The 16,714-nt window shown below is 44.2% G+C and carries 17 protein-coding genes; 11 read left to right on the top strand and 6 right to left on the bottom strand.

The genetic code is table 11. The annotated features are described in order from the left end of the window. Window positions 1-43: 43 nt before the first annotated feature. A complete protein-coding gene (locus G3W54_RS00555; RefSeq protein ID WP_162651214.1) occupies window positions 44-952 on the top strand; it encodes a LysR substrate-binding domain-containing protein in 909 nt (302 codons plus the stop codon). A 134-nt stretch (window positions 953-1,086) separates the two neighbouring features. After that, window positions 1,087-1,683 carry an acyltransferase gene (locus G3W54_RS00550; RefSeq protein WP_162651213.1) on the top strand — a complete coding sequence of 199 codons (597 nt, stop codon included), beginning with the start codon at window positions 1,087-1,089 and terminating at the stop codon, window positions 1,681-1,683. A gap of 58 nt (window positions 1,684-1,741) precedes the next feature. Here G3W54_RS00550 and G3W54_RS00545 read toward each other — a convergent pair whose 3' ends face one another. Next, entirely contained in the window at window positions 1,742-2,539 is a 798-nt protein-coding gene (locus G3W54_RS00545; protein WP_162651212.1) for a matrixin family metalloprotease, read from the bottom strand. Between the two features lie 217 nt (window positions 2,540-2,756). On the opposite strand from G3W54_RS00545, the gene G3W54_RS00540 reads away from it, so the two are divergent. The 5 genes from G3W54_RS00540 to G3W54_RS00520 all read left to right on the top strand — a co-directional run bounded on the left by G3W54_RS00540 (window position 2,757) and on the right by G3W54_RS00520 (window position 6,115). After that, on the top strand, window positions 2,757-3,323 hold the full coding sequence (locus G3W54_RS00540) for a sigma-70 family RNA polymerase sigma factor (RefSeq protein WP_162651211.1): 567 nt from the start codon (window positions 2,757-2,759) through the stop codon (window positions 3,321-3,323). A 2-nt stretch (window positions 3,324-3,325) separates the two neighbouring features. Further along, a complete protein-coding gene (locus G3W54_RS00535) occupies window positions 3,326-4,009 on the top strand; it encodes an anti-sigma factor (RefSeq protein WP_162651210.1) in 684 nt (227 codons plus the stop codon). A gap of 108 nt (window positions 4,010-4,117) precedes the next feature. Continuing rightward, the gene (locus G3W54_RS00530) at window positions 4,118-4,684 is read left to right on the top strand and encodes a fasciclin domain-containing protein (RefSeq protein WP_162651209.1); all 567 of its coding nucleotides are present in this window, start codon (window positions 4,118-4,120) and stop codon (window positions 4,682-4,684) included. Between the two features lie 264 nt (window positions 4,685-4,948). Further along, window positions 4,949-5,662: a cytochrome c biogenesis CcdA family protein gene (locus G3W54_RS00525; RefSeq protein WP_162651208.1), complete on the top strand. Its 714-nt coding sequence runs from the start codon at window positions 4,949-4,951 to the stop codon at window positions 5,660-5,662. 18 nt (window positions 5,663-5,680) lie between these two features. After that, window positions 5,681-6,115, top strand: a complete 435-nt coding sequence (locus G3W54_RS00520) for a thioredoxin family protein (protein ID WP_197742763.1) — start codon at window positions 5,681-5,683, stop codon at window positions 6,113-6,115. A gap of 39 nt (window positions 6,116-6,154) precedes the next feature. Here G3W54_RS00520 and G3W54_RS00515 read toward each other — a convergent pair whose 3' ends face one another. Beyond that, window positions 6,155-9,022 (bottom strand): response regulator, encoded by a 2,868-nt coding sequence (locus G3W54_RS00515; protein WP_162651207.1) that lies wholly within the window; start codon window positions 9,020-9,022, stop codon window positions 6,155-6,157. 193 nt (window positions 9,023-9,215) lie between these two features. Between G3W54_RS00515 and G3W54_RS00510 the strand changes: the two genes are divergently transcribed. Then, window positions 9,216-10,025: an aspartyl/asparaginyl beta-hydroxylase domain-containing protein gene (locus G3W54_RS00510; protein ID WP_162651206.1), complete on the top strand. Its 810-nt coding sequence runs from the start codon at window positions 9,216-9,218 to the stop codon at window positions 10,023-10,025. A 13-nt stretch (window positions 10,026-10,038) separates the two neighbouring features. On the opposite strand, the gene G3W54_RS00505 is transcribed toward G3W54_RS00510, so the two are convergent. Next, window positions 10,039-11,568: an FMN-binding glutamate synthase family protein gene (locus G3W54_RS00505; protein WP_162651205.1), complete on the bottom strand. Its 1,530-nt coding sequence runs from the start codon at window positions 11,566-11,568 to the stop codon at window positions 10,039-10,041. A gap of 229 nt (window positions 11,569-11,797) precedes the next feature. On the opposite strand from G3W54_RS00505, the gene G3W54_RS00500 reads away from it, so the two are divergent. Beyond that, a complete protein-coding gene (locus G3W54_RS00500) occupies window positions 11,798-12,109 on the top strand; it encodes a hypothetical protein (protein WP_162651204.1) in 312 nt (103 codons plus the stop codon). Window positions 12,110-12,173: 64 nt separating this feature from the next. Here the strand turns inward: G3W54_RS00500 and G3W54_RS00495 are convergent, their stop codons facing one another. Together G3W54_RS00495 and G3W54_RS00490 are read right to left on the bottom strand one after the other, a co-directional pair. After that, window positions 12,174-12,566: a group 1 truncated hemoglobin gene (locus tag G3W54_RS00495; RefSeq protein WP_162651203.1), complete on the bottom strand. Its 393-nt coding sequence runs from the start codon at window positions 12,564-12,566 to the stop codon at window positions 12,174-12,176. 274 nt (window positions 12,567-12,840) lie between these two features. Continuing rightward, entirely contained in the window at window positions 12,841-13,608 is a 768-nt protein-coding gene (locus G3W54_RS00490) for an MBL fold metallo-hydrolase (protein WP_162651202.1), read from the bottom strand. Between the two features lie 202 nt (window positions 13,609-13,810). Here G3W54_RS00490 and G3W54_RS00485 point away from each other — a divergent pair, with 202 nt between their 5' ends. After that, complete coding sequence (locus tag G3W54_RS00485; RefSeq protein ID WP_162651201.1) at window positions 13,811-14,560, top strand: YdcF family protein; 750 nt, start codon at window positions 13,811-13,813, stop codon at window positions 14,558-14,560. Between the two features lie 55 nt (window positions 14,561-14,615). Beyond that, on the top strand, window positions 14,616-15,017 hold the full coding sequence (locus tag G3W54_RS00480) for a lysozyme inhibitor LprI family protein (protein ID WP_162651200.1): 402 nt from the start codon (window positions 14,616-14,618) through the stop codon (window positions 15,015-15,017). A 216-nt stretch (window positions 15,018-15,233) separates the two neighbouring features. Here the strand turns inward: G3W54_RS00480 and G3W54_RS00475 are convergent, their stop codons facing one another. Continuing rightward, a complete protein-coding gene (locus G3W54_RS00475; protein WP_162651199.1) occupies window positions 15,234-16,649 on the bottom strand; it encodes a DUF1036 domain-containing protein in 1,416 nt (471 codons plus the stop codon). Window positions 16,650-16,714: the final 65 nt, after the last annotated feature.

Genomic DNA, 16,714 nt, shown 5'->3' with positions numbered 1-16,714 from the left:
TTTTAAAAATAGATTTTTTTATAAACCTAGTTTAGAAAAACTAATGCAAAACTTAAATGCGATACCACTTTCAGCGCTTAGAGCCATAGAGGTGATAGCGCGTACGGGCACCTTGGCACGCGCAGCTGAGGAGCTGGGTGTGACGCCAGGAGCGCTGAGCCAAAGGTTGACTAAAGCGGAAGCAGCCCTTGGGCGGCCCCTGTTTATCCGCACTCCATACGGGTTAAAACCAACAGAAGTTTGTGCTGACATTGCTCCGCGACTAACTCGCGCCATTGGCGATCTATCCAGCATCGTGTCAGACATCCGCGCTGTTGATAATACTGTGTTGACGGTTTCCGTGGCGCCCATTTTTGCCAGCCGTTGGCTCATATGGCGAATTCACAAATTTAATGAGCAAAATCCGACGATTAAAGTACGAATTGAGCCAACGAGCGATGTGGTCGATTTAAATACAACTGAAATTGATGTGGGTATTCGGGTAAGCGAAGACCCGTCGATGGGCAGAAATGCGGTTAAATTGCTAGATCAGCGCGTATTTCCTATCTGCTCTCCAGAAGTCGCCCAGAATATAAACTCGCCCACCGATCTTTTAAAGATTCCGGTGATTTGCGAGAATGAAAAACTATATGGCTGGGGATCGTGGTTGGTGGAATATGGTATTTCGGATCAGCCCTTGCAACCAGGACCAACATATGCTGATGCCTCTTGGTGTCTCGATGCGGCCATGATGGGGCAGGGCGTGTTTATGGCTTGGGAAACTCTTGCCTGCGACGCCTTGGAAAGGGGGCAAGTTGTTTCTCCGTTTCAACAGCGGTCATGCGCTGGAGCGACATACTGGTTCGCCACAAGTCGTATATCGGCTGAGAAATCCAGTGTCCGCAAATTCAAATCATGGCTCCAAAGTGAACTTGAATGTTCAATCAGGCATTGGAGAAGTGATCAAGGCTAACCGGAACTCAACCCTAAATTGGACATAATCAGCTTGAACCTGAAAATTAAGACTTGAGCCGGCCCCTTTTGTTGTCCTAAATAAGTTGATCCAAGTCGAATTTAGTGATTTCCCTACAAATAGCGGGTGTTTGAGTGAGCGGACGTAAAACATTTCAAACTTTAAAGCCCATAATTACGACCATTGGTTTGCCCTTTTCCTACATGCCACGTCAGTTTTTTATTGTCACGTGGCCCTTGTTTGAGCATTTTCCGTGGAGTTTTGGAGTGCTGCTACGTTATATTTGGGCAAAGCGTTTGGCAAAATCTTGCGGCGATAATGTATTGTTAGAAACCGGTGTTCGCATTACGCACTGGGACCAAATCGAATTTGGTGAAAATTCTGCGATTTTCGAAAATTGCTATCTTGATGGTAAGGGCGGCATCAAGATTGGCGATAATGTTTCCATCGCGCACCACGTCTCGCTCATCAGTTTTGATTTTGATATTGACGAAACAGATTTTAATACACCGCTTAAATACAGCTCACATCGCTTAAAGCCGATTGTAATTGGAGATGATACGCTCGTTTTTTCAGGTTCGCGCATTTTAGCTGGCGCTCATCTAGCGCCGCGTACAATTATTGCAGCCAATTCCGTGGTTAAAGAGGGCGACTATGAGCCTGGCGTGTATGCAGGCGCGCCAGCGAAATTCAAGCGAAACTTACAGGCTCAGCAAGACAAGAAATCCTAATCAACCGTACTCAGAGCACTTGATTCCAACCTGAAATGATTTTGTTGTTACATTCGGATCAGTGCATGGCTGCTAGTTGTTCAAATGCGGGGCGAAATGCGCTAAATGGGCTGACAAGTTGGACAGGAGTTCCATTTATCTCTTTCAGCTCTCCAGACCAGGCTTTTCGGTAAAGGGTGGCGAGATCTTTTCTGTCATTTTCAGTCATGAAGCTGTTTGGGCCATAATTCATGATTGAAAATGGTGCGTGATCACCAAAAATTTCACTGCGCCAACGCTTCTCACTTATTTTGGCAAAGAAATGTCGAAGACCGAATATATGTCCAGTCTCGTGCGCCATTGTTTCAGCTTGCTCTTGCTCTGATTGTTCGAAGAGTTTTGGGTAAACATTTAACTCGTGCCTTCCGCCATCGGGAAAGAAAGCGCTGGCCAATGTACATCCGCCATTGGGGATGCACTTATCCTGCCAGTTAAAAACATACTCAAAATCCCATGTATCACCCGTTTCAACTTCTCGAAACTTGATAGGGACAGAATCTCGCCACAACATTATTCCATTTGCTAATATTTGTCTGAGATACTGTTTGGCTGCTTCCGGTTGCTTAAAGATGGCAAGAGAACGTTCTTGAAATCTCCAACGCAAAATGACATCCTGCCTCCATAAGGGAATAAACCCATCTGCTGCATGGACAACCAGCTCGGTTGGAGACCTTGCTAAGGGGGGCTCAGCATGACCGATACTATCCGTCTCGCATACGCTTCCCTTATAATAGATGTGCGACTGTTGAGCATATCTTGCTTCTAAAGCCTCACTCTCCGGTTTTGTCGATACACATTCCTCACATACCTTTTTCATTTCTTTCTCCTGCTGGCTCATACAAATTTAGACCGTACCTAAAAGTAGAAAATAAATAATACGCAATTATAAGTAAAGCGTTGGATAGGAGTTCTTACCGATGGTTTTACGTATAGTTTGATGACGTCCAAGGTATTCATCGATAGACTCATCCAAATAACCTAATCCCGCGTATAACACTTCAAATGGTCAAAATTATGAGTGGAGGGGGTCTGTTATGGACCTTGGGAATATACGATTGTCTCAGACAGATATCATCGCAGATCTAATATCCAAGATAGCGCTTCGAGATCGAAAAGCGTTTGATACGCTATATTCTCACACATCTTCGAAACTTTTTGGCGTTCTGTGTCGTTTACTAACTGACAGGGCCGAAGCAGAAGATGCTTTGCAGGAGGTTTATGTGCGGATTTGGCAGAAGGCAGATCGTTTTGCGACGCAAGATGCCAGCGCTATGTCGTGGGTTTATGCTATCGCGCGTAACCATGCGATTGACCGTTTGCGAACACGTAAGACCGATACATCGCCAATTGATGATATGGCAGACTTTCTCGCCGATGATGCCAAAAGCCCTGAGCAAAACGCTGTAGCCTCCGGCGAGGCGGCGGCAGTGGAGCATTGCATGGAGAAGCTTGGCGAGTTAAAAGCAGATGCAGTGCGAGCAGCTTATATGGAAGGATATAGCTATCAGGAGCTATCTGATCGTTATAAGATTCCACTTAATACAATGCGGACGTGGCTAAGACGTAGCCTTCAAAGTCTGCGCGCATGTTTGGAAGAATGATAATGAGCACTGGGCTGGGTGATTACGGTTTGAAAAATAATGATGAAGACTTGGCAGCCGAATACGTCCTTGGTGTGCTAGATTCAGATGCTCGTCAACTTGCTGCAAAACGCATTGAAAGCGACATCGCCTTTGCGCGCATGGTCTCATCTTGGGAGCAACATTTCTCTGGCCTCAATGCTGGTTATGAAGAGGTGCAAGCGCCTGATGCTGTTAAAACTGCGATCGACAAAGAATTATTTGCCGCCCCAACACAACAAAGCGATGGTGCACTTGGTTTTCTGACCCGTTTTCGTATTCCTATTTTGATTGCGGTGCTTCTGATCGCAATTTCTCCACGCGTCATGGATTACTTAACAGTAACGCAAGAGCAGATTCTTTATACAAGTGAGATAGCCAGCCTCGAGGGATTTGATGTCGCATTTGAGGCAAAGCTTACGGACGCTGGCCTTACGGTGACACAGAATAAGGGAACAAAACCGGCCGATAAAGATTATGAGCTTTGGCTTGTATTAGCAGATGGCCCTGTACTGTCTCTTGGGGTGATCTCAGGTGAGTTAAACCGTGAAGGTTTAGATATCCCAGCGGACTCAAAATTTGCGATATCTGTTGAACCGATCGGCGGCTCGCCCACTGGCGTAGCAACAGGCCCGGTTGTGGCATTGGGTCCGTTGCTCAAAGCATAAGAAAGTTAGAAGTGAATTATTTAGTTTTATCCTGAAACTTATTTGAACGTCCTCTCGTTTGTTTAGATAACTCCCGAATGATCGGGACGGCAAATAGGAGAAAATCAAATGATTAAATCACTTCGTATCGCACTAACAGCAGGCGTTTTCGCAATTGCATCTTCAACGGCTGTATTGGCCGGCGGTCATGCAAATCCAATGGTTGGCGGCGCCAAAATGATGATGGATATGGATATCGTTGATAACGCGATGAATTCAAAAGACCATACAACCTTGGTTGCAGCAGTTGCGGCGGCAGGTCTTGTTGATACGTTAAAAAGTGAAGGTCCGTTTACGGTATTTGCACCAGTAAATGATGCATTTGCTGCCTTGCCAGAAGGCACAGTAGACACGTTGCTAAAGCCTGAAAATAAGGACATGTTGACAAAAGTACTAACCGCCCATGTTGTTTCTGGCAAAATCTTGGCGGGTGACCTTGTAAAGATGATCGGTGAAGCTGAAGGTGGTAAACTCGCCATTGAAACGGTGTCTGGTGATACATTGACCGCAATGCTTGATGGCAAAATGGTCAAACTCATGGATGAAAGTGGTAGTATCGGCACAGTGACAATTGCAGATGTGAAACAATCAAATGGCGTGATCCACGTTGTCGACACTGTACTCGTACCAAAATAATAGCAATTAGAGATTACTTGAGTGCTGATTATTTTAGTTGCGCTTGCTCAAATGCCCCGTTGCAGAAATGCTTCGGGGTATTTTGTTACCATAATAAATTCAATAGCTTCTGGGGAGTAAGTGAATCAAAATGTGAATTTCACTTTTATTCAAGAGCGTAAGAAGCACACACGGTTTTGTGAATGTTTTTCAGATAAGTTTAGTTGCTATGCAATATGTTCGTACTTAGAACTCGTGATGGAAGGTCATCTCTAAGGAACATTCATGGAATTGATTTTTGCATATCTTGCAGGAATATTAACGCTCATAAATCCGTGTGTATTACCGGTTTTACCAATTGTAATTGCGTCTGCCTTTAATGCAAATTCTCGCGGACCTCTCGCACTTGCTATTGGCTTGACCATTTCCTTTGTGGTTTTTGGAATGTTTGTCACAACCATTGGCCATTCGATTGGCCTAACTCAAGAGCGCCTGTCACAAATTGGCGCCGTTCTGATGATGATCTTCGGTCTTATACTATTGGTCCCAGCTTTGTCGCGGCGGTTTGAAATTGCCACACAAGGGGTTTCAGGTGCCGCTAATCAAAGAATGCTGGGGTTAGATCTTTCCGGCTTTAATGGTCAGTTACTGGGCGGTATTCTGCTTGGTATCGTGTGGTCGCCGTGTATTGGGCCAACTTTGGGCGGTGCGATTGCACTTGCATCTCAAGGCGAGAGTCTTTTGTGGGCTTTCTTCATTATGTTGTTTTTTGCCTTTGGTGTCTCTACCCTAATATTGGGCCTGTCTTGGGGCACAAAAAGCGCATTGCAAAAGCGTACAAATGCCATGAAATCAATTGCAGAGCGCTCAAAACCCATCATGGGCACGGTCTTTCTGTGCGTCGGGTTGATGATTTTCTTTAAAATTCACTATATTTTGGAGGCATGGGCGGTCGATATTCTTCCATATTGGCTCCAGGATTTTTCGGTCATACTTTAATTTTGAAAAGGGATGAAAATGATAAAACGCAGAGAATTTATTAAGCTTGCCACTACTGCAACCATGCTTGTGGGAAGTGGCCACTTTGTTGCTGCTGATGAGGCTAACTTTGATGTAATCGCCTATAAGCCGGGTGTCGTCAAGCAAGCGTTAGCGGATGGTAAAACTGTTTTCATAGATTACGCAACACACTGGTGTACAACATGCAAATCGCAAGAGCGCACCATTAGATCACTTCGAAAAGAAAACCCGAAATACAATGACTTATTGTTTGTGCGTGTGGATTGGGATGAAGATTCATCCAGCCCTATATCCACCGATTACAATATTCCACGTCGTTCGACGTTACTCGTGTTAAAGGGTGATAGAGAACTGGGCCGCATTGTTGCGGGAACTGGTCGCGGTCAGATTAAAGAACTACTGGATGCTGGTTTAACTGCAGAAAATTCTTAATTCTGAAACGAGCAATACTGATTTGGGAAATGATGACCGCTATGAGTTGGCGTTCATTTTATCAGCGCGTAGTTGTTCTTTTGCAAACCAGTTTTCAATTTTGCTCATAAGACTGACAGGTGAGACTGGTTTTGAAAAGTAATCATCCATGCCTGCTTCGAGACACAGATCAACATCGCCTCTGATAGCATGGGCTGTTATGGCTATGATGGGCGTATGTGTACCTAGCTCTTCTTCAAGCTTGCGAATTTGAACTGTGGCATCATGACCGTTCATCACTGGCATGGAGACATCCATAAGAATGAGCCTTGGCTTCTTAACCTTAAAAACATCGACACCGAGTTGACCATTGGCGACAATTTCATAGCTGTATCCGCTATCATCGAGGATATGCTTAAATACGGTTTGATTGACTTCATTATCCTCGCACACCAAGATATCGATTTGATTTTGTTGGGTGTTTATTGCGAGTGTCGAGTTGGTTTGTAAAGGTGGTAACGTCAGCAGTGCATTCTGATTATCAGCATTTTTCTCATTATCCAACTTACCGGTCAGCACATCTTGAATGGTTTGTAACAGGAGTGTTTTTCGCGCTGGTTTTATGAGCTGAGCCTGTACATCGAGATATTTTATTTCCTCGTTACGGGAATTCAGATCAATCGAAGACAAGGTAATGATTGGTGTCTGGGTGTAATCTCGCATCGTACGAATTTTTGCTACGAGTTCTCTGCCGGTAATTCCTGGCATTTGATAGTCCAGAATGATCGCATTAATATTGAGGTTCTTTTGAGATGCCATTTCCAAGAAAGCAATTGTTTCATATCCGTCATCTACGGCAGCACAGTCAAACTGGTATTCAGATAGCTGTTCTATAAGGTTTTCTCTATTGGTGGAACTGTCATCAGCAATCAGTATTTTTGAGCCAGCTTTATTACGTAAATTTGCCAGCCTATCATCGTTTTCAGCATACATTTCCAACTCAATTTTAAACTGGAATGTCGAACCTTTGCCAATTTCGCTTTCGACGCTGATTTCACCGCCCATAAGTTCAACCAATGAGGTGGAAATTGCTAAACCAAGTCCTGTACCCTCGTGTTTACGGGTCGCGCTTTCATCAACCTGACTAAATTTATCGAATATCTTATTTAGTTTATTTTCCGGTATACCCATTCCCGTATCTTTGACCGAGATATTTAAGCAATGCAGCATGTGCCCGTCTTTTGGTCCATCTCTGCGCTCGGTTTCGCTTACATCAATGGATACGTACCCTATATCGGTAAATTTGATCGCGTTTCCTACCAGGTTTGTGATGATTTGACGAATTCTTCCGCAATCACCGATGGCCACGTCAGGTAATTTGGGGTCCACGCGAACCGTAAGTTCAATATCTTTGTTTGCTGCAAAAGACGAGGCGAGTGTGGCAACATCTTCGATTGCCTCTGCGAGAGAGAAGGGGGCTGGATCAAGCTCCATTTGATGCGCATCAAGTTTTGAGAAATCTAAAATATCATTGATGATTGTTAAAAGTGATGCGCCAGATTTTACAATGACATCTGAGAATGTTTTCTGCTTTACGTCCAGCTCCGTCTTGGCAAGTAGTTCTGCCATTCCCATGATGCCGTTCATCGGCGTTCGTATTTCGTGACTCATATTGGCAAGAAATTCTGATTTAGCCCTATCAGCACTCTCAGCGGCTTGTTGCGCATTTACCAATGATGTCACATCGGTATAAAGGCCGACAAAAATACCGTTGCTGCCAGCTGCAACGCTTATGTTAATAGCCTTGCCGTTTTTTAAAGTTCTTTGAACTCGAAATGCATTAACATTATTTTGGCCCGGCTTGACGGATTGTCTCAAAACGTCCATGAGGGATTCTGCCGTAACTCCCTCCGCATGATCACCGCGGGCAATCTCAAAATTGAGCAGATCTTTGATGGGATTACCCGTCTTTAGAAGATTCTTTGGAAACTCCATAAGTTTTGATACGGCGGGATTCGTGTATAGAATTTTATCGTGATTATGAATTAAAATACCATCAGGTATCGTCCGAAGTGCAAAGATAACTGTTTCCAGTTTAGATTTCTCAATCATTTGCACCGTTACATCGCTACCGGTTCCTAAATATCCGAGAAATTTACCGTTACGGTCAAAGTCAGGGGCACCGCTAATGGATATCCACCTGACGGAGCCGTCTGCACGCTGGAAAGGGTAATCAAACTCTCTAAATGGTTCATGATTTTTAAGCGTTTCCAGGTGTGCATCAAAGTTGACGCCTTTGCTGACGGCCAGTTCGGTCTTTTCTCTTTTGCGCCCGACCCAATCCTTGGCTTTAATCCCGGTAAAATATTCAATTTGCGGTGACATATAGGAAAATTCGAGGTCAGCATTCATCTCCCAAAACCAATCGCAGCCCGTTGTTGCTATGGTTTCAATCCGCTTTTTCTCGATGTTTAATTGGGTAAGCGATTCCTCTGCCTCAGTTCTAGCTTCTTCCAGTTGTATTTCTCGATCTTTTAAGTCTTCAATATCAATTGCAATGCCGCATACCGCTTGACTTGGCGTCTGGTATTTTGTGACCCTGCGCCAGCCCGCAGAGGAATTACGAACTTCGTTCACCATTTTGTCTGATCGTTGAAGTTTGACGTGCTTAGTGATGTGGTTTTCCAGCTCATCCTCGGTAAAATCGGGGTCCGCCGATGCGCGAAGAATATCTGCAAGGGTCAATTCGGTTTGTGGTGCATTTTCCTTAAATGCGTTTGGATGCATCTCTTCATAGTTTTTGCTCCAAAATATGAGCTTGTCATTTTCATCAAAAATAGAAAAAGGCATCGGAGAGTGTTCTATAGCTTCAGAGAGGATTTTATGTTCCCTGATTATGCGTTCTATCTCTAGGTTGCGTTTTGGCATGAAGTTAAACCATCAATTGAAACTAATTAAAATCATGCCACGTCATTGTTAAATAAAGATAAATTTGCCCTGTCATATCTTATGTGTATGGCGGTGCGGCAAGCAATCCATTGCAATTGGATTGTAAGCTTGATAGCAGGATTATAACATGAATTTGAAGATCAACATTACACTCGAATAGGGATGTGTGAATATGGATAGAAAAACCAAAAAGCTAATTAAACGCATCGCTGTGACCGCAATAGCAATTGCTTTGTTTCTGGCATTTCCTCTTGTAATTTTGTTTTGGGTGATTTGCGGTATTATTGATTTCTCACGCAATAAAACCGAGGGCTCCTTAGCGTTAAAGCGTTATTTTACCGGAAATGGGATATTAACGTGGTTTCTGTCACCATTTAATCTGTTTTTGGATCTGATATCGCACAAAAACCCAGGCATATTCCAGCTGGAAGATTTTCCTGATGAGTATCGCGAAGAAATTGAAACTGTGCTTGATGTATTCAAGGAACGCAAAGACGATATTATGGCCGATATTGACGAGGCTATGGGTGAAAATGCGCGGGGTATGTACGTTTATAAATGGTACGGCAAACAGTATATCGACAATGTTCCCGAGTTTAATCGCGAGTTTAAACATCTTAAAACGATTGCTGTGTCGGTGTTCAGCGGCAAAGAATCTACATCCTGGCACTATGGCCCGATCCGCATGTCGATCCGTATCTTGTACAACCTAACACCAGTTGAAAAAGATAATGTATTTATTGAGTGTCAGGGCAAAAAACACCTTTGGTACAAAGATCAGTTCTATGCTTTTGATGATACGCTATTCCACCGTTCAGTGAATGAAGCCGGTACACCGCGTTATGTGGTCTTTATGGACATTGCCCGTCCATCCTATTTCCCGAAAATTATCACCACATGCATGGTCGGTTTTTCAGCCATTCTCGAACGCTTTAAATCCATGTTCTATAAAAACTGGAAAATGCTGGACTCCAAGAAATAGTCGCATGCGGCGCCTATTTAGCCTCATATTCTGCTAAAGGGTGCGGCGTGGGGTATAACTCGTCCATCGTAATCGAGCGTCCAGTGGTTTGGACAATGCGTACATGACTGCGTTGCATAAGCCGTGGGCGTGCGACCCCGCACGAGTGGGAGATAACCTCTACCTCGTGCACCATATTCTTGTGATAATTGGCGACCTTTGCGGCTTTATCCGTTGGATCCAATCCGTGTTGCAGGCGCTTGTTATGGGTCGTAATGCCCGTCGGACAGGTGTTCTTGTTGCATTTCAACGCCTGAATACACCCAAGCGAGAACATAAAACCACGTGCCGAGGTCACAAAATCAGCGCCCGTTGCCAATGCCCATGCGACTTCTGATGGGGTGATGAGTTTGCCAGAGACGACAATGCGAATACGGTCCCGCAGGCCATATTTATGCAAAATATCCGCTGTTTGTGGTAGCGCTTCGCGAACAGTCAATCCGACATTATCCATCAGTGCCATGGGAGCCGCGCCTGTTCCGCCATCACCGCTGTCGATTGTGAAGAAATCTGGCGCATGTTCGATGCCGCGCGCATGAATTTCTCTACACATATCCTCAATCCATGAAAATTCGCCTATGACAGCCTTAAAACCAACGGGTTTGCCTGTCACTTTTTGAATATGATTGATCATATCCAGCATATCTTTGGAGGATGTTATCTCGGGATGGCGATTGGGAGAGATCGATGCTGTGCCTTCTTCAATGCCGCGAATTTCTGAGATCTCACGATTGACCTTAATGGCAGGCAAAATGCCGCCTTTGCCCGGTTTCGCACCTTGGCTCATTTTTAGTTCAAACATTTTGATCTGCGGTTTGGCGGCAACCTCGCGCAGTTTTTCGTCGCTTAAACCGCCTTCTTTATTTCGAACGCCATATTTTGCTGTGCCAATTTGAAAGACAATGTCCGCACCGCTCTCCAGATGATAGGGTGACACGCCACCTTCGCCGGTGTTCATCCAGCAATTGGCCATTTTTGCACCGCGAGATAATGCTCTGACTGCTGGCCGCGATAATGCGCCATAGCTCATGCCTGAAATGTTGAAGAACGAAGGCGCATCATACGGCTCCTTTGCGTAGGGACCGATGAGCAGTGACTGCACCATGTCAGCTTCTTCATCTAGTGCAGGGAAGGGACTGTTAACAAAGATCGATGTGCCAGCTGGTGAGAGGTTCTTGGTTGAGCCAAATGCAATTGTGTTATTCTTATTTTTGGATGCTCTGCCAACCCAGTCACGTTCAGCGCGGTTAAAGGGCATTTCCTCGCGGTCCATGGCAAAGAAATATTGGCGGAAGAATTCGCCAAGTTCAGAAAACAGCGAGCGGAAGCGGCCAAGCACTGGATAGTTCCGCCGCACAGCGTCCGCACTTTGGGTTATATCAATGAAGAAAAGGACTACTATAATAAGAAAAACAAGTCCGAGCGCCACAACAAACAGTGTGGATAAAACGTCCAATGCGGCGATCACAAATCGTGCAAACGGACTTTCCATCATCAATTCCATAGATGTATCTCCCAATTATCCAAAACAATCGATTCCATTATGAAACCAATGTGCCAGTATTTATGTTCAAACACTAGCTCCAGTGTTTATGTTCAAACACTAGCTAAAGACTAAATAGCGATGTGTTCAATTGGAAATGACGTTTGGGTGAGTGTTGGTTTATCGGCTGGCCGCCAATACACAGCCTATCGCTCTAAAAATCAAAATCTTTCTTGTAGAAAGATGAAGAATGGGTACTTATAACGCTGCAAAATCTGATGCGCATTTGGAGCTAATCATGGCAGAAGAAACCCGTTTCATAGTTCAGACATATGGTTGGAAAGCCGCAAGTGGCGGAACACCGGCGCAACTTGTGATTACAGAAACAAAAGAGGTGCCATCGGAAGCCGATGCGGTCAGACGCGCCGAACGGATACATGATAAAAGTACAGACCATGTCGGCGTCGATGCCTATAGAGTGACGGTTGATGATGAAGCGGGCGAATATGATGACCCTGTATTTTTTGCCCGTTTAGGTGATGTACCCGATTTTGGTGACTAACTGCCCGGTTTTGGTGACTAACTGATTGTGAATTACCGTAATGAGGTTTATCGCGCTGCTCAACTTATGTGGAATACTTTTGAAAGTTGTTCTCGGTTTCAATAGCAATAGCCAGAACTTTCTCGCGAATATCATCATCTACGTCAAGGTCAATAAGTGCGGCGTTTAGTGCTTCGTTAAATGCGGTAATTTGTTCCTGCTTCAAGTTCAGTTTCCCATGGGCCGTAGATAGTTTTTCCATATCGTAGACAACAGATGAACCACCCAAAGCGTATGTTAAAAAACGTTTCTGATGATTGATTTGTTGCATGAGATCAATATGTTCGAAAAAGTGTGCCAATCGGTCATCAGAATTTACATGTGCGTATAATGCCATGGTGAGCGTATCAACCGCTGCCTCCCCGCCAATCCTATCGTAAAGTGATGTTTGAGACTTGTGATCAGCATTCGAACTCATTACCATTTTATACGCAACCCTAAATAAATTTCCAGGAAGTGTAGTGTAAGTGAAAACTATACTTGTTACTGTATTTTTATTCTTGAATGTGTGAATAAATGCTGAACATATATTACTGATTTGAATAGCTAAAAACAGTATTCATCTATAGGTAATATGAGAAGGTAAGTGGTCTATCAGTTTCGAATAATAGTTGGTCCGATGTGTTGTTGCTTACTAAAAACGTGCAACTTTCGCTACACGCTTTTGCGCTCAGATAGTTTTTGGGTGCGAACTATCCGTACCATTTACCCAATTTGACGTCTGATGCTGCACCAACAAGGTCTGCGAACTCTTGTGGGTCTTGAGTGCCGTTATCGCGGCCACGATAATGATAGGGATAAACATGGGCAGGCTTAAATTCTGCAACCGCAGACGCTGCGGCCTTCACATCCATTGTAAACGGTAAGTTCATACACACAAAGGCGATATCTATGTTCTTTAGTGCACGCATGTCTGGGATGTCCTCTGTATCACCAGAAATATATATGCGTTGCCCATCTAAACTTACAATATAGCCGTTATCTCGACCTTTCGGATGGAATTTTTCACGTCCCTTTGTTGTGTTGTACGCAGGTATTGCATCAACAGCTATGTCTGCCATCTTGGTGCTCTCACCATTGGCTAACTGTCTTGCTTTTGCTTGCATAGGTGCTGGTAACTTGGCGTATACTTCCGGATTAACAATCATTTGCGTGTTTTCACTGACAATTGCGTTAAGCGTTTCCTGCTTAAAATGATCACCGTGATGGTGCGTAATGAGCACGAGGTCTGGTTCTGCAAAACTTGCATAGTCAGCTGCATCTCCAACCGGATCAACGTAGATTGTTCCGTTAGGTGAAGTCATTACAAAGGAGGCATGAGAGATAGGGTTTATCGTAATATTCTCGAATTTATCTCCCCTATGCCCATCGGCATATGCAGCATAGGGCATAACAGTGATCGCACTGGTTATTGCGGCAGAATATTTCAAAAAATTTCGACGTGTGTTTTGCTGTGTCATGAATATTTCTCCTCAAACGGTTAAATAATGATGGTGCTGCATTCATTTGCACGAAATCAGGTTGAAGATAGATTTTAAATGTGATGATAACGTGGTGCGGAATCTAGGTGGTGAATTAACACTCTTGTTCGCATCTTGCTCTCGCCAATCTTATGAGTAGCTAGTTTTGTAATCAGTCTTAGTAGTCAGATGTAGAAAGAAAATGACCATATATCTTCATAAAATCCTGCCAGTCCTCATCTCTCCAATTTTCATTGCAATAATGTTGATTGTTTTTGGTCTTATGTTGAAACGTGCACGTTATGCCTGTTTTGCCATCATCTTCTTATGGGTCTGTTCCATGCCTGTAACGAGTAATTATCTCATGTCTATACTGGATGGAAATCAACTTAGAGGTTCACCGGAAAATATTACAGAAGATGCTGATGCTGTTGTTGTTCTCAGTGGAATGTTGACCACAGTGCAAGGTAGCGAAGGATTGGCAACCGAGTGGGGCGATCCTGATCGTTTTTTTGGTGGGCTTGAGGTTTGGAATACAGATAAGGCCAACAAGCTTATTTTTACACGTGGTCAACTACCTTGGACCCAGCATAGTGTGCCTGAGGGCGATTATCTAAAAGCTCGAGCTGTTGAGCGCGGTGTTCCGGAAGGTGATATCTTGGTTACCCGGCCTGTGGAAAATACAGCGCAAGAAGCAGCTGCAGTCAAGGAGTTGTTGAAAGCGATAGATAGCCCATCCATCATTCTGGTGACATCCGCATTTCACATGCCTCGTGCTGTACGCGTATTTGAAAGCGAGGGCATTTCGGTTGAAACATACCCGGTCGATTTTAAGGCAGAGGTCAAATCTCTTACGATTATATCATTTTTGCCAAATGCAGCTGCGTTGTTTCGTACCTCTTTGTTCTCTCGCGAGATGCTTGGGCGACTGTACTATTGGCTAAGAGCATAATAATTATGGTAAGCTCTTTCCCAGAATAGAACGTTGTCATGTGAAGGAAAGAAAATTGGAGACCTTACATTCACCTTTCAGGCTCGCATTGGGACTGGTAATCATCTTCTTAATGACCTCACTTATCACAAAAGCAGAAGATATAGATTGCAACAATGTGTCGACCACTGTCGGGATAAAATTCTGTTTGAGCGATCAGTTAAATCTGGCTGATGGTGAGCTGAATCGTATCTATAAGGCTTTGCGTTCCGATCAGGATGATGAAGCAAATGAGTTGTTAAAGGCGGCTCAACGCGCGTGGATAGCCTATCGAGATGCAGAATGCGCGCGCGTCGCAGATACTGCTCGTGGTGGAACCTTAGCGGGTGTTTTGGATTTAAGCTGCCATGTAGATATGACCAAAGCAAGAACCGAAGAATTAGCGCTAAATCCAGTCACCGGCGAAATTCGGTACTAAGAACTTGATTGTTGAATTTGCGCTTTTCTTAGACTGTGGTACTGGCACGTATTGCCTGACCAACGGATCTCGATCCATGGCCAGACATGGTTCCAAGTCCTTTATTGAGCGTGGTCGAATAAGCAGTCTGCTCGTTCTAAAAGTCGGAAGCATTCAAATTCCAGTTTGCTTGTTTTCATTTGCTTTGCCCACATTGGTTACAGAACAGGTTCCCGCTTAATTCAGGCCTAAATCTTTCTCATATTCGAGGAAGTTTCCACGTGGTAAATACATCAATACTAATTTGTCTTCTGTGTTTTCAATAACCTCGTAACAGTAATAATCCTCCGGCCCATCCTGGATTTGTAAGAATGATGTGCCCGTTTCTCTAACGCTTGAATCATTGCATGTCGTGGTGAAGCTCACTGCACCTTCTGAGGATAGGTCGCCATTGTAGTAATCGAATTTTTTATAGTCATCGAAAAATCGTATTGTTGATGATGGATCATCCATTGATCGCCATAGACCAACAAGCCTATTCATTCTGAGTTGGTCTGCATTATCTCCCATATCTTGATACTCGCGAAGCGTAACCTCAAAGGTAATGTCGCCATAATTATGGACGTCTCCCAGAATTCGATAACGGGAATTGATAGAAAGCCCATCCACTTGATTAAGGAGCGTTTCATTGGTTTTGCCATCGTCAAAGATGATATAGCGCCCACCATTGGCTTCAAAATTACAAGATAGAAGACCATCAATTCTGTCACATCCTTTAAAGATCGCAATCTCATCATAGGTCTCACCGTAAGTGCCAGGCGCAGCACTATTTGATTTTGTATTTGAACTGGATTGCGCAGGTGCATACTCGCGGATGGTAATGTCGGCTGATTTGCCAGAGTAAAAAATCATATCGCCTGAAAGGTCATACGTGCCGTTAAGAGGTAAGGCATCGATTTCTTGCAGAATGTGGGAGTGGCTCTTACCATCGTCCTTAACAACATAGGACCAACCGTCAGCCATAAATGTACACCAGAGCAACCCGTCAACCCGATCGCAGCCTTTGAGCACTGCGCGGATGGAATAGGGTTCGCCATGGGTTCCAGAAGGAGCGCCGGGACCAACGTTTTGAGCTGCTGGTTCGGGAGAGGTTTTCACCTCTGGTTCCGGTGTTGTTCCCGGTTCGGTATTTTTGGCAACTTCCTTGCTGGCTGAGTAGATTGTCGTATTATCTAAAGTAAGGGTAAAACCTGTCGTGCCTTTTGCTAATTTGAGTTGGCGAAAATCTTCAACCTTATATCCGCGTTTTTTGCAATCCTTGTCACCTATAATTGTGAAAGCTTTGGAATCGGTGCAGAAATTATATCGCTCACCGTCAAAATCTCCGCCTCTATGTTTGGCCCGGTAATAATAAAATCTGCTTGTCAGATCATCTTTGATCACCGTGGTACAGTCACCCTTGATAATGCCCCACCAACCCTCTGATACCCAGCCTTCACCGGTTTTATAACCAATGGCAACATCTCTGGTTTCATTCGTTTCATTGCAGATTTTTAGTTTTGCTTGAGCAGAATCGACGTTGAATAATAGCGGTGCGGTCAATAGCGCAGCAAAGATGCTCGCCTTAACAATAAGATTGATTTGCTTTTGCATGTATGGCCCCAATTTATAATAGACAATATGCGAGTATAAATGGTGCGGTCAATCAATTGTGCCAA

The sequence above is a fragment of the Lentilitoribacter sp. Alg239-R112 genome, from assembly GCF_900537175.1.
Taxonomy (GTDB): Bacteria; Pseudomonadota; Alphaproteobacteria; order Rhizobiales; family Rhizobiaceae; genus Lentilitoribacter.
Note: the sequence above shows the minus strand (reverse complement) of the source record. Positions and strands in the feature narration are given on the sequence as shown.